Raw genomic sequence first — 12,731 nt, forward strand, 5'->3', positions numbered from 1 at the left:
TAGCATCAGACCTCCTCCCGTATACTCCTCCCTCTACCGCCACCAACGGTAGCCCGGAATGGAAGCCGGTAAATTCGTCGGTGCGGATTTCACGTCCGCACGCCTTCGCACGTCCCAATGGGCGGGCCTTGGCAGGGGTGCGCTAGCCGCACGCCGGTTCCGACGATCCGGTCTTCCAACCTTGTCCTGTGCCCGCCCGCCTCATTTGGAAGTGGGGCAGCGGGATTTCCCATATCGTCGGAGGAAGTCCATGCAATCCCACCCCCTCACCCAAAACCCCTGGTCCGTCGAATCCGACCCCGAACTCGGCCCAGTCCCCCTCTCCCATCTCCACCACATAGACCGCGCCCGCCACGCCATCGAGGCCATCGCTCGCATGGTCGGCAACAGCGCATCCGAACCCGACGCAACCGGCGGGCAGCCATTGGACGCCTGGACGGTGGCGGCGTTGATGGGTGGAGTGGAAGGCTTGTGCGATCACCTGGGCACCTTGACCGATACCATGCTGGCGCAGGCACGCTTTTGCGAGGTGGAAGCGGATCTCGGCGACATCACGCACGGCGCACCGTCGTCGATCCAGTAGCCAAACTAAGCAACCAGAGGCGCGGCGCTCGAGCGCCCGCCCTATTCAGCAATCGACCGAATCACCCTGGCCGGATTCCCGCCCACCAGCGTGTTCGCGGGCACGTCCTTGGTGACCACCGAGCCCGCCGCGACCACCGAGTTCTCGCCCACAGTCACGCCACCAATAACGGTCGCACCCGCCGCGATCCAGACATTCCTCTCGATCACAATGGGCTTCGCAGTGACGAAGTCGCGACGCCGCGAAGGTTCGATCGGATGGCCAGACGTAATGAGGCTGACGTTCGGCCCAATCATCACATCATCGGCAATGCTCAGCCCGCCCAGGTCATAGAAAGTGCAGTTCTGATTGACGAAGACGTTGCGCCCGAGGCTGATGTCGGGGCCGCCGGTCGTATAGAACGGCGGTATCAACAGAAAGCTCTCATCGACCGTCTTGCCGATCAATTCACTGAACAAGGCGCGGACTTCGGCGGTGTCGTTGAAGGTCAGGCGGTTGAGGGCGGCGGTGATCGTCATCGCGCGTTTGATGTTGGCCGTCATGGCCGCTGATTCGGGCGTTCTTCTGGGAATGATCAGAGTGCGGTCGTCATTTGCCATCTGCGGCTTTCCTTTTGGGGTACGGCGTAGCGGACGATTGGCTGGTCAACCGTATGTTGTGAAATCGTAGCCTGACGCCTTCATTCCCGACGACTTTCCCATAATCCGGAAAACCAAGATTGGGCAGAGGCGCTTACGGCGTCACGCGCAGGGCCGGACGCGTTTGCCTCGGGACATTCCCCCTGGGGCGAACCATGCCCAGGCACTGTGGTTGCTGACGACTGACGGCCATCTACACCCACCCGTCGTCCGCAACCCAAGGAGCCTCCCATGACCGCCCCTGTCGAGCACCGCCGCATCCCCGTCGACAACATCGACACCTTCTACCGCATCGCGGGCCCTTCCGACGCGCCTGCCCTCCTGCTGCCTCACGGCTACCCCTGTTCTTCCTACGAGTTCCGCAACCTGATGCCTCGCCTGGCCGATCGCTGGCGCCTGATCGCGCCCGACTATCCCGGCGCCGGCTACAGCGCCACGCCCGAGGACTTCGATTACAGCTTCGACGGCTATGCGGCCTTTCTGGATCGCTTTGCCCTGGCGCTGGGCCTGGACCGCTATGCGCTCTACCTGCACGACTTCGGCTCGCCCATCGGGGCGCGGCTGGCGATCCGTGCGCCTCATCGGGTGACGGCGCTGATCATCCAGAATGGCGACGTTCCCTACGAGGATGCCTTAGGGCCCAAATATGCGGACATCGAAGCCACCTGGGCGTTGTCGCCCGCGGAGATGCGCCACGCCATAGGCGACAGCATTACTGAAGCAAGCTTCCAGGAGGAATTCCTGAACCATGTCGGGCCGGAAGTTGTCGACCGCATTTCGCCGGATCTATGGAAACTGCATTGGTCGCTGATGACGCCGCGCCGCAAGGAGGTCGCTATCGATTTGATTGCGGGCCTGAAGCAAAACCGCGCGTGGTTTGCGGAGCACCGGCGGTATCTAAGGGATCACCAGCCGGCTACGCTGATTGTCTGGGGGCCGCAGGATCACTACATGCCGGAAGCTTCCGCCCGTGCCTATCTGCGGGATTTGCCGGATGCTGAACTGCACCTATTGGAAGGTGGCGGCCATTGGTTGTTGGAGACGCATCTGGACGAGGTGGCTGCGTTGATGCGGGGATTTCTGCAAAGGGTGCTGGCGGCCTGATATCGCTGCGGTCAGCGCGGCTTCCAATTCACCCCATCCCTGGACCGATACTCCGGCGTCCCCGTGCAACACCCGCCCGCCCCAAACGCCTGCCGCCCGATGAACGCGGTCACCACGCCCTTGCTCTCGGTCAGCGATTGACGGATGCAGCTGGTCGGCAGCGGATACAGGTCGCCTTCCAGCACCAGCGTCCACTTCAGGTTTTCACCTTCGGCCGGCTCGACCATGTACACCTTGCATTTATGCATCAGCAGATGCACGGGCTTCCCGGCCAGCACGCCCTTGAACTGATGCTCCGGAGGCGTGTCGCGCGTGGCGATGGCTTCAGCGTTGAGTTTCGACCCGGGCGGCGCGGGCTCCAGCGCGGCATCACAGCCGGCCAGCGCGCTCGCGGTGGCCAAGGCGATGAGGAACAGGCGAGCCAGGCGCATCATGCCCATGAACCCCTGTCAGGCCACGTTGGCGAAGCGTTGTTCAAGGTAGGCGATGATGTCGCTGGACTCGTACATCCAGCGCGTGCCCGCGGCGTCGTCGATGCGCAGGCACGGCACCTTCACTTTGCCGCCGCCTGCCTGCAGTTGCGCGCGCGCTTCGGGATCGCCCTTGGCGTCGCGCAGCGCGATGGGCGCGTTGAGCTTGTGGATGGCGCGCCGCGTCTTCACGCAGAACGGGCAGGCGTGGAATTGGTAGAGCGACAGCTTGGCCGCTTCGGTGTTGACCGTGGCCTGGCCTTGCACGGAGCGCTGTTGCGGGCGTGGGCGTGTGAGCGCGTCGCCCAGCACGATGATTTGACCCAGGCCGACACGTAGGGCTTTGACTAGCATGGAGTAGGACTCGATATAGATGGACAGGCGGCCAGTCTACTCTGTGCGGCGTGTTTCAGTATCGCGAGTGCCGTCAGCTGCGCAGGCCCGTGGTCATCCCGTGTCACGTCATGGGTCGGTAGTTGAAGCCCGCGCGTTATTGAAACCGCACCGGGTAGCTGCAGCCCGTATAGAAGGTCTTGCAGGAGGTCTGCGTGGCTTTATTGCAGGTTTCCATGCCCAATGCTTCTGCCTGTTCCTTGGTCTCGGCGCTGGCGGAATTCATCAAGACGCCCTCGCCTTTGGGGGAAGGGCCGTACACCACCGCCACGCATTGGTTGTAGTAGGTGATGTTGGTCTTGCAACCCTTGCCGCCCTTGGACGCGCAATGCTCCAGCGCGGCCTGTTCGGCCTTGACCTTGCTGGTCTTGTCGGCGGCGATGCCGACGGAGCCCGAGGGCGGGTCGTATGCGATTGCGCCCCAGCGGGTGGTCCAGCGCGGTTGGTCAGGCGCGGTTTGCGCGCCGGTGCCGCCTTGTGGCCGCGACAGGCCTGGGATCGGCACGCACTGCTGGCCCGGCGTGCCGGCGGCGTTGGGCATAAAGCCGTCCGGGCAACCTTGTTCGGCCTGCGCCGAGACAGCGACGCCGAGGTACAGTATCGCCAGCAGGAAAGCCGCTTTTAAAGCACGCATGTGTCGTCTCGCAGTTGTCGTGTTCTTCAAGCCGGATGCCGTGGGTCAAGGCCGGGCAGGCAGAGAGTCCGAGGCAAGGTGTCAGGCTGTGAAATTGCCCCGGAAAGTGTAGTCCGAAATTCTTTCTACGAACGATTCTCCCAGCCACGCCCCAAGCTTAAAACGTGTACTTCGCCGTCAACAAAAACGACCGCGGCGCGCCGAAGTGGTTGTTGTCCTGGTTGCTGCCAATCGCTTGGTAGTAGTACTTGTCGAACAGGTTGTAGACGTTCAGCCGCAGATCCAGATTCGGGCTGGCCCGATAAGCCACCACGGCATCCCATATGCTGTAGCCGGGTTGGCGCACGTTGTAGGCGGGCAAGCTGATCGCGCTTTGCACGCGCATCGCCCCGCCCACGCGCCAGGCATTCAAGGAGCCAGGCAAGGTGTACATGGTCGAGAGCTTGAACAGATGGCGCGGGGTTTGCGTGTCATACGCTGCGCCAGCCCGGAGGTTGCCCGAATCCTCCAGATACTTGGATTGGTTGTAGGTATAGCCGGCGGACACCTGCCAGCCCGGCGTGATTGCGCCTGCCACTTCGAATTCGACGCCTCGGCTTTCCACCTTGCCGGATGGCGCATAGCATTCGATCACCCCTGGGCCGCACGCGGACGTGGTCAGGGCGACCGGACGGTTGCGTTGGCGGATCTGGAATACCGCCGCGCTGGCGTTGAGGCGGCCGTCGAAGTACTCGCCCTTGATCCCTGCTTCCAGATTGGTGCCGATGACGGGATCCAGCGGTGCGCCGCTGGCTGATTGGTAGTTTTGCGGCTGGAAAACGCTGGTCCAGCTGGTGTAGACGGAATGGTGGCGGTCCAGGTCGTAGATCAGGCCCGCGTACGGTGTCAGTTCGTGGTTGACCTTGTAGGCCGCGGGCGGGCTGACGTAGTCGCCGGACTTCAGCGTCATGTCGTATTCATACCAGTCCAGCCTGGCGCCCAGCATCAGCGTCAGCGGGTCCGCGAGGCTCAGGCGGGTAGTGGCATAGCCGCTCATCTGACGCTGGAATCCTTTGCGCGACCAGGGGTAGACGAATGCGGGCTTTTCGACGGCGCTGGAGTCCCAGTGTTCGGGATCGACCGTCATGTCATAGCCTAGCGGCCATCCGCCAGGACCGTCGTCGTCCTTGTTCTTCATGAAGCTGCCGCCCAGCACCAGTTCATGCGTGCGCCCCAGCAGCGTGAACGGGCCGCTCAGGTAGCCGTCGACGCTGTACTGGGTCTTGTCGTAGTTGTACTGGCCCAAGCCTTGTCCGAAGAACGTCGAGTTCTCCAGGGGATAGAGGTAGCTGCCCAGCATGTTCATCCTGGCGCGCAGCGTGCGGGCAGTCAGCTTGCCGGACCAGCCGTTGTCGAAGCGATGATCGAGTTCGGCGAAGAAGCTGGTGTTTTCCTTGTTCCAATAGGCCCAATCCGGTGAAAGACGGGTCGACCGCTTGAAGTCGTAGAAGCTGCCATCGCGGCGGGTCGGCAGGCCGTTCCAATCCGCGCCGGGGTTGTCTTCGCGGTTGTAGTAGCCGCCGATGCTGAGCGTGGTGTTTGCCGTGAGGTCGGCTTCGATGGTGCCGTAATAGAGCTGGCGCTGATGCTCGTAGGCTTTCTTGAAGGTATCCGAGTCCTGATAGGCCACGACGCCGCGTGCGCGCAGGGTGCCGCTTTCGTTCAATGCGCTCGACCCGTCGACTTCGCCGCGATAGTTGTCCCAGCTGCCGGCGCTGGCGGTCACCGAAAACTGCGGCACCGCTGTCGCGCGCTTGCGCACCAGGTTGATGGTGCCCGAGGGATTGCCTGCACCGGTCATCATGCCGGCCGCGCCGCGCAGCACTTCGATGTGATCGTACATGGCCAGCGTCGCCACGCCCTGGGTGTCGTAGTCGTAGGCCAGCGGCACGCCGTCGGCCAGGAACGAACTGATTTCGAATCCGCGTGAGAAGAACTGCGTGCGCTCGCCGCCGCCAATCTGGCGCGTGGTCAGGCCGGTGGTGTCGCGGGCCACATCGTCCAGGGACTGGAAGCCTCGGTCCTCGATCTGCTGGCGGGTCACCACGCTGACCGATTGCGGCGTCTCGCGCGGCGAAAGCTCGAATTTGGTGGCCGTGGCCATCACCGGCGTGGTGTATGAATGCGTGCCCTCGGTCACGCCCAGCGTGGCCGCCTCGACCGTCACCGGCGAGAGCGTCGTGGTGCCTGATGGCGCCACGGTCAGGCTGCCGTCCGGTGTGCGCCGTAGTTCCAGCCCGCTTCCGGTCAGCGCGCGTGCGGTGGCTTCGTCGACGGTCAACCGGCCGGAGATGGCCGGCGCGGATTTGCCTGCTACCAGTTCGGCGCGAAACGAGATGACCGCGCCCGCGATGCGCGCGATCTGTGTCAGCGCGACATCCAGCTGGCCCGCGGGCAAATCATACTGGCGCAGCGCCTGGGCATGGGCGGTGCTGGCGGCGGCTGCGATGACGCAGGCAGCCGGAAACCTGAGGGAAAGCATGGAACACTCCGTGGATGCGTGAGCACGCGTTCCATGTATGTGCATCGGCGCCGGCAAAAAAACACCTGGCGCAGAAAAAATTTTCAGGCGAGATCGATCATGACGTACCAACTGCCCAGCCGTTGCAGCCGGATGGGCAGGGTATGCCTGAGCGCCGCCAGGGCGCGGTCGCTATCGTCCAGCGGGAACAGGCCGGTGACGCGCAGGCGGGACGCCTGGGGTGAGGCTCGCAGCCAACCTGGCCGATATCGGGCCAGGGCATCGACCACGGTCTGCAGGGGTTCGTCATGGACTTCAAGCTCGCCGTTGCTCCAGGCGGCGGCGTACTCCTGGTTGTCCTGCACCGCATCGATCTGCTGCGCGTCGAACCAGACGCTCTGACCGGGCGCCAAGTGCCGTCGGATACCGGCAAGTGTGGAGACCTCGGCCGTTCCGCTCAGGGCCAGGCAGAAGCTGCGTTGGGACGCGCAGCGCACCATGGCGCGGCCTTGGGCGAGGCGGACTTCGCCATGGGGCAGACGTACTTGCAGCCCCTGGCCTGCCGCCACCTCAAAGATGGCGGCACCAGAAGACACGTGTACGCCGTGCTGTCCGTCCAGCGTTGCGGCGCTGCGCGCGTCCAGTTCCATCATGTTGCCGTCAGGCAAGGCCACGCGCCGGCGTTCACCGGTGCGGGTCACATAGCCCGCCGCCAGATGCCGCAGCGGCACATAGCGGTCCGCGACACCGGCGCCGAGCAGCACGGTCCCGCCCGCCAGGACGAGCTTGCCCAGCCTGCGGCGCTGCGCGAGTTGCGGCCCGACCAGCGAACGCCGCAGCGGGTTGCCGTCGGCAAGCAGTCCGGGCCGCAGGCGATGCAGCGTGCCGTCCAATGCCGAGTTCAGCCGCTGCCAGGCCGCGCCGTGGCTCGGGCTTTCCGCCAACCACCGATCGAAAGCCTTGCGGTCGGCATCGCTGGCCTGGCCGCTGGACAGACAGACCTGCCATTCGATGGCCGCCTCGCGGCTGCGCATGTCCAAGGGCGTCATACGCCAAACACCTCGCAGCAACGGCGCAGGGCCTGGACGATGTATTTGCGGACCATGGTGGGAGAAACCTTCAGCCTTGCGGCGATTTCCACATGCGTCATGCCGTCGAGCTGGCTGTAGAGAAAAGCCATCCTGGCCTTGGAAGAAAGACCGTCCAGCGCCGTGTCGAGCGCCTGCAAGGACTGCAGGGTCTGTACCCGCTCTTCGGCCGAGGGATCCAGGGGTTCCGGCTGCAGGCGCAGCATCTCCAGCCACGCTTGCTCGAGTTCACGCCGGCGCCACAGCCGCCATGTGATGCGCCGCGCGATGGTGATGAGCATCGCGCGGGGTTCATTCAATTGCTCCAGCGCAGGAAGGCAGAGCAACTGGGTGAAGGTCTCGCCTGCGACATCCTCGGCATCCTCGCGATTGCGCAGGCCGTTCTGGAGGCGGCGCTCCAGCCAGGGATGGTCGCTCTTGTAGATGGTGGAAAAGCAGGTGTCACGCGTTGAGTCCACGGCTTGTGCTGTGAATAAATGGGAATCGTTATCAATTATGGCATGATGGGTTCTGGAAAGCCAAAGGGGATGGAGACTTCATCGTCACCCGCTCCACCGGCAGAGCCCCTTTTGGATCTCTCCTGATGGATTAATCCTCGTTCAGACCGCGCGGGATCGTTATTAAATGTGCGGCAAGCTTCACTATCCCGTTCAGGTGGTTGAATAAAGCGAGGTGTACCCATGCCACACTCTCGATTCATCCAGCACGCTTTGGCCGCCACCGGGGCCTTGTTCATGGCGCTGGGCGCCACTGCTCAAGCACAAGGCACTGGGCAGAGCGCCCCGGTTCCAACGCCGCTGGCGCCAGCGAAATACTGCGAATGCCGCTTCTCATCCGGGCAATACGAGGCCTATAGCGTCAACGGGACCTGCACCGTCCAGCGTTACGCCGGCGGACGCAAGTGCGAATACGGTTTCTCGGGTATCGGGGCCAATCCGGCGGTTCTTACTTCCATCCTTGGACAGGACGCGTACCAAGCGCAGCTGCAATCCGCGGCGCAGATCTTCCCCCGCTATCTGGCGTTTGCGCAGTCGGGAGACACGTCGGCCTTGAGCGAGAGCGGTTTTATCGAGAGCGCCCTGCCGGTCCTGGCGCGAGGCAGCTTGTTTCGACAGGCCGTCGTCATCGCGGAGTTGCCCGTCAAACAGATCGACAACGAGATCGTTGTTTTCTCCAGGAAATACAGCAACGTCATAGCGGAAGTATTCCAAGGAAAAAGGCCGCCGCTTTCGGTGACGTGGACGGAAGGCTTTCAGTTTGAGATCGGGCGAGGCTATGTGCTGATGGACTACAAGCAAGCGTCGCAATTGCTGGTGCTTTTCTTCTCTGATGCGAAGAGGTGATCGGCCATGGATCTCACCTGCATGCGCGAACTTCCCGGATTGGATTGGGCCGTGCTGCTTGTTGCCGTCGTGGTGGCCCTGATCTTGTTCGTGCTGGGGATCTACTTGTTGCTTCGACCCAGACCCTCCCCTACGCCAAACACCAAGCATGAGGTGGAAACGACCATCGACAAATATGGTTTGAAAGGGCCTGCCGGCGTGTTCTTGATACTTCTCTCCATCGCCTTGGTTGGAGGGCTTTACTGGCAGTTGAACAACAGGTTCCCCGCCAACGCGGAAGAATTCTCAGGGGCGCCTCGCACACTCGGTTCCATCGCCGAAGGGTTACGCCGGAACTCCAGCGCCGATATCCTGTTGAAGGGAGGAGCCGAGACCGTGGTGATCTCTCAACCGGTCAGCGGCGCCTGCTGGTCCGCGCTGGTGGACAAGCTGTGCACGGCGTATCGGGATACCTTGACGTGCAGCCGAGATGGCGATCGGATTGTCATCGACCGCAAGCCCTGACTTGTCCCGTCACCGGAGCGGAAAAGCTGTGTCAGACTACGGCCATTCACGGCTATTCGGCACGAGACCCCGCTCCCTCGCATGACCCTCAGCGATCGCCTGAAAGCCTGGGCCAAGCGCATCAAGCGCGACGGCCTGACGCTATGGTTTGCCGGCAAGCACGCCCGCACGCCCTGGTACGCCAAGGCGCTGGGCCTGTTCGTGGTGGCGTACGCGCTCAGTCCCATCGACCTGATTCCCGACTTCATCCCCGTGCTGGGTTACGTCGATGACGTGCTGCTGTTGCCCGGCCTGATCTGGCTGGCTATCAAGCTGCTGCCACCCGATGTGTTGCAGGAATGCAGAGGCCAGGCGGACGCCTGGATGCAGTCGCAAAGGGAGAAGCCGCGCAGCCTGGCGGGCGCGGTGATGATCGTGGCGCTATGGCTGGGGATAAGTCTTGCGGCGTGGTTCTGGCTTGCGCCGTATTTTCGGTAGCGCCCACACCGGCGGGCTTGCGCGCAGAACTACGCCGAACCTTCTTCCACGAACCCTAAGGTCCTGAGTTCCGCGATCGCGCCCTTTTCCTCCTCCCGTCGCGCCTTGGGCGCGGCCAGCGAGGCGGTCAGCAGCATGGACTGGATGGGCGAGCTATCAAAGCTATGCAGCGTGCTGGCGATGCCCGGAAACGCTTGGACGAAATCCGCTCCCAGCGCCTCGTGCCCCGAATAATTCCCCTGCTTGTCCACGATGACCTGCGTCTGCGGATCGCGCCGGATCAGGTGCAGCGGCACGCCTTCGCAGCGCAGGCCCAGCAGCTTGGCTTCGCTGATATCCAAGGCCCAATCCGTCTCGGCGTAGAAGGCGGCGCGCGCGGTTGCAAACTGATCGAGGATGCGCTCGTCCTTGCAGAACGCGGTGGGCGTCAGGTTGAGATTGAGCTTGCCGATCTTGCCCACCAGTTTGACCCGGCGAAAGAACGAGGCCCACACCAGCAGGATGGGGTTGGTGGACAAGTCCTCGATCAGCACGTCTTCAAACATGCAGGGGTGGATCATCGAGTTGACGGCGCGGCATTTGGAAACGCGCACGTTCTGCACGCGCGACATGCGCTGTGGGGTCTTGACCATGGAAAGGGCGCCGTTGTCGAAGGTGCAGTCGTGGAAGTGCAGATCGCTGAAGTGCGAGCCGCCCTTGTCATACGCCATCAGGAAGGTAGCGCCTTCGGTTTTGTTCATGGACGAGGAGATGTCAGGCTGCGATGTCGCCGGGGAGTCATAGTCTGCCATTTCTAATCCCGGAACAGCATTATTTCCTACTGTCAGATAGCTTATTTGGTATTCATGTGACATTATTAGAATCTCTTGGATACATTTACCCGTTCCCCTGCGGAGGGCAGGAAGCGGCAGATAACTAAGCTGAAGAAGATGAATCACATGAATAAAAAGATGTTGAAGTTGGCGGCCGCTGCCGCTTGCGTAATGACGATCGCGGGTTGCGCCAATGTGCCGATGGCGCCAGCGGAACAAAACAAGCAGGCCAAATCGTTCCCGGCGCCGGACGAAGGAAAGTCCGGCCTGTATGTCTACCGGGATAGCTTCGTGGGCAAGGCGCTGAAGAAGGACGTGTACGTCAACGGCAAGTGCCTGGGTGAAACCGCCGACCGCGTGTTCTTCTACACGCAGGTCGCCGGCAACGAGCAGCACAAAGTCTCCACCGAATCGGAGTTTTCGCCGAACGACCTGATGGTGATGATGGAGGCGGGCAAGAATTACTTCGTGCGCCAATTCATCAAGATGGGCGTATTCGTGGGCGGCGCCGGCGTGGAGCAAGTTACGGAAGAGGAAGGTCAGCGGGTGATCTCCAAGTCCGAAGTGAACCTGGCGGCCGAAGGCCGTTGCACGGGCTGATCGCAGTCCGCTCCCGCCGCTGTTCTTGCCTACTTGCAATGGAAATGACGATGCGTCTTGGTCTGTTGTTGGCGGCCCTGCTGTTTGCCGCGACGGCCCATTCGGCGAACTATCCTTGCTCAGGAAAGAAGGGTGGCGTGGAGCGTTGCGTCGGAGAACAGTTTTTGTGCCGCGACGGTTCGATCAGCGCATCCAAGCGCGTGCGCTCAAGTCCGGATTCCAGCGCACAGCCACTTGTTTCCAAGCCCTCGGCTTCCGGCTCGAATGGCGCATGCAGCTGCCGTGATGGCCAATACTGCACCGGGCCGCGGGGCGGAACGTTCTGCTACACCGATAGCGGAAAGAAGTCCTATCTCAGGAAGTAAGCGCCGCGCTGCTTGAGGCAGTCTCAATAGCTGCCCGCAGGCAGCACGTCCGCCAAATACGCGTTGATATCCGGCGTCTCTCGCAGCGCATGCCTCATCCACGCGCCGCGCTCATGCGCGGTCACTTCCAGCTCCCACACGCAGGCAATGAACGGTCCCTGCACGGGTTGAAACTGTTCGGGCCGATCCAGCGGCGCGGAGTACATCTGTTGGCACAGGATGCCGCCGGATATCCACCAGTCAGCCAGCAGCCAGACCGCTTCTTCGCCCACGTGCACGATGCAGAAGCCCAAGCCCGTGGCGCGCGGATCGCTGGCGGCGTCTTGCAACGCCGCCATTGCGGTCTTGCGAGCGGCTGCGGCCACTTCAGCGGACAGCAGCGCAACGGCTGGATCGGGATTGCGTTGTATCGCGTAGGCCTTGATGGCCAGGCCGTCTTCGCGCCATTGTTCGATGAACGCCATGCGGCGCGGTGCGTAAGGTTCTGCAGGAATCGTCTGGAAAGACATGATGGGCAGCGAGGGGGAACCCGTCGGGGTCATGGAGGCAGGTATTCTTCCAGCAGTCCGCTAGCCCAGCAAGGACAAGGCATCGTCCAGCGATAGCACGGTGGTGCGCGATTCAAACGCCGTCGCAAACAAATGCTCATGCACGATCGGGTCCGGGTCGTAGCAGCAGTCCTTGACCGTCAGCAGGCGGTAGTCCGCGTCGCTGGCATGCGCAATCGATGACAGCATCACGCCGGTGGACGCGACGCCGGCCATGATCAGCGTGTCTATGCTCTGCGCGGAAAGCCGCACTTGCAGGTCGGTGCCGAAGAACACGCTGGCGCGGTGGGCGATGATGATGGGCTCGTCTTCGCGGCGGGCGAGTTCCGGCGAGATGCGGTCGTGGACGAAGCGGCCCAGTTGCTTGATGCCCTGCCCGTTCTTGTTCAAGGGGCTGACTTCAGGATAGCCAGGGCTGAAATGGATCTTGGCAAAATAGACGCTGACGCCGGCGCGCCGCGCGGCGTCGCACAGTTGCCGCGTGTTGCCGAGCAAGGCGGGGGCGACCGATGGGAACAGTTCCATGATGTCGGTCTGGTAGTGCATGACCAGCAAGGCGGTACGCGCCGGGACGATGGCTGGGGTCTGGGTGTTCATGCTCCGCTCCGCAAGGGGTTTGCCACGTTCGCCTTGCGAGGCTCGGCCTGCCGGCCGGGGACCGATGCGTGGCGA

The 12,731-nt window shown here is 62.7% G+C and carries 17 protein-coding genes; 7 read left to right on the forward strand and 10 right to left on the reverse strand.

Features of this window, described 5'->3' with window-relative positions:
* The first annotated feature begins 250 nt into the window (after positions 1 to 250).
* Entirely contained in the window at positions 251 to 583 is a 333-nt protein-coding gene (locus tag AC1RHV_RS13050; RefSeq protein ID WP_192353677.1) for a hypothetical protein, read from the forward strand.
* 41 nt (positions 584 to 624) lie between these two features.
* Here the strand turns inward: AC1RHV_RS13050 and AC1RHV_RS13055 are convergent, their stop codons facing one another.
* Positions 625 to 1,182: a sugar O-acetyltransferase gene (locus AC1RHV_RS13055; protein WP_492300998.1), complete on the reverse strand. Its 558-nt coding sequence runs from the start codon at positions 1,180 to 1,182 to the stop codon at positions 625 to 627.
* A 270-nt stretch (positions 1,183 to 1,452) separates the two neighbouring features.
* On the opposite strand from AC1RHV_RS13055, the gene AC1RHV_RS13060 reads away from it, so the two are divergent.
* Entirely contained in the window at positions 1,453 to 2,325 is an 873-nt protein-coding gene (locus AC1RHV_RS13060; protein WP_492300999.1) for an alpha/beta fold hydrolase, read from the forward strand.
* Between the two features lie 11 nt (positions 2,326 to 2,336).
* On the opposite strand, the gene AC1RHV_RS13065 is transcribed toward AC1RHV_RS13060, so the two are convergent.
* From AC1RHV_RS13065 to AC1RHV_RS13090, 6 genes are all read right to left on the reverse strand, one after another.
* A complete protein-coding gene (locus AC1RHV_RS13065; protein WP_175163048.1) occupies positions 2,337 to 2,759 on the reverse strand; it encodes a hypothetical protein in 423 nt (140 codons plus the stop codon).
* A 15-nt stretch (positions 2,760 to 2,774) separates the two neighbouring features.
* Positions 2,775 to 3,149: a glutaredoxin family protein gene (locus tag AC1RHV_RS13070; protein ID WP_192353680.1), complete on the reverse strand. Its 375-nt coding sequence runs from the start codon at positions 3,147 to 3,149 to the stop codon at positions 2,775 to 2,777.
* Between the two features lie 136 nt (positions 3,150 to 3,285).
* A complete protein-coding gene (locus tag AC1RHV_RS13075) occupies positions 3,286 to 3,822 on the reverse strand; it encodes a DUF4189 domain-containing protein (protein ID WP_119449818.1) in 537 nt (178 codons plus the stop codon).
* A gap of 157 nt (positions 3,823 to 3,979) precedes the next feature.
* Positions 3,980 to 6,343 carry a TonB-dependent siderophore receptor gene (locus AC1RHV_RS13080; protein WP_492301001.1) on the reverse strand — a complete coding sequence of 788 codons (2,364 nt, stop codon included), beginning with the start codon at positions 6,341 to 6,343 and terminating at the stop codon, positions 3,980 to 3,982.
* A gap of 83 nt (positions 6,344 to 6,426) precedes the next feature.
* On the reverse strand, positions 6,427 to 7,371 hold the full coding sequence (locus tag AC1RHV_RS13085) for a FecR family protein (RefSeq protein ID WP_492301002.1): 945 nt from the start codon (positions 7,369 to 7,371) through the stop codon (positions 6,427 to 6,429).
* Positions 7,368 to 7,868, reverse strand: a complete 501-nt coding sequence (locus AC1RHV_RS13090) for a sigma-70 family RNA polymerase sigma factor (RefSeq protein WP_492301004.1) — start codon at positions 7,866 to 7,868, stop codon at positions 7,368 to 7,370. Before AC1RHV_RS13090 ends, AC1RHV_RS13085 begins: the two co-directional genes overlap by 4 nt.
* 222 nt (positions 7,869 to 8,090) lie before the next feature.
* On the opposite strand from AC1RHV_RS13090, the gene AC1RHV_RS13095 reads away from it, so the two are divergent.
* From AC1RHV_RS13095 to AC1RHV_RS13105, 3 genes are all read left to right on the forward strand, one after another.
* A complete protein-coding gene (locus tag AC1RHV_RS13095; protein WP_119449821.1) occupies positions 8,091 to 8,753 on the forward strand; it encodes a hypothetical protein in 663 nt (220 codons plus the stop codon).
* A 6-nt stretch (positions 8,754 to 8,759) separates the two neighbouring features.
* Complete coding sequence (locus AC1RHV_RS13100) at positions 8,760 to 9,257, forward strand: hypothetical protein (RefSeq protein WP_492301006.1); 498 nt, start codon at positions 8,760 to 8,762, stop codon at positions 9,255 to 9,257.
* 81 nt (positions 9,258 to 9,338) lie between these two features.
* On the forward strand, positions 9,339 to 9,734 hold the full coding sequence (locus AC1RHV_RS13105) for a YkvA family protein (RefSeq protein ID WP_460360515.1): 396 nt from the start codon (positions 9,339 to 9,341) through the stop codon (positions 9,732 to 9,734).
* A 29-nt stretch (positions 9,735 to 9,763) separates the two neighbouring features.
* On the opposite strand, the gene AC1RHV_RS13110 is transcribed toward AC1RHV_RS13105, so the two are convergent.
* Positions 9,764 to 10,474, reverse strand: a complete 711-nt coding sequence (locus tag AC1RHV_RS13110) for a hypothetical protein (protein ID WP_492301008.1) — start codon at positions 10,472 to 10,474, stop codon at positions 9,764 to 9,766.
* 198 nt (positions 10,475 to 10,672) lie between these two features.
* Here AC1RHV_RS13110 and AC1RHV_RS13115 point away from each other — a divergent pair, with 198 nt between their 5' ends.
* Both AC1RHV_RS13115 and AC1RHV_RS13120 read left to right on the forward strand, forming a co-directional pair.
* A complete protein-coding gene (locus AC1RHV_RS13115) occupies positions 10,673 to 11,146 on the forward strand; it encodes a DUF2846 domain-containing protein (RefSeq protein WP_251878450.1) in 474 nt (157 codons plus the stop codon).
* Between the two features lie 50 nt (positions 11,147 to 11,196).
* Entirely contained in the window at positions 11,197 to 11,511 is a 315-nt protein-coding gene (locus AC1RHV_RS13120) for a YdcA family protein (RefSeq protein ID WP_492301757.1), read from the forward strand.
* A 23-nt stretch (positions 11,512 to 11,534) separates the two neighbouring features.
* Here AC1RHV_RS13120 and AC1RHV_RS13125 read toward each other — a convergent pair whose 3' ends face one another.
* Both AC1RHV_RS13125 and AC1RHV_RS13130 read right to left on the reverse strand, forming a co-directional pair.
* The gene (locus tag AC1RHV_RS13125; RefSeq protein ID WP_346544514.1) at positions 11,535 to 12,020 is read right to left on the reverse strand and encodes a hypothetical protein; all 486 of its coding nucleotides are present in this window, start codon (positions 12,018 to 12,020) and stop codon (positions 11,535 to 11,537) included.
* A gap of 60 nt (positions 12,021 to 12,080) precedes the next feature.
* A complete protein-coding gene (locus AC1RHV_RS13130; RefSeq protein ID WP_492301009.1) occupies positions 12,081 to 12,656 on the reverse strand; it encodes a cysteine hydrolase family protein in 576 nt (191 codons plus the stop codon).
* Positions 12,657 to 12,731 lie beyond the last annotated feature (75 nt).

This window comes from Achromobacter sp. GW823-FHT04E03, assembly GCF_058796095.1.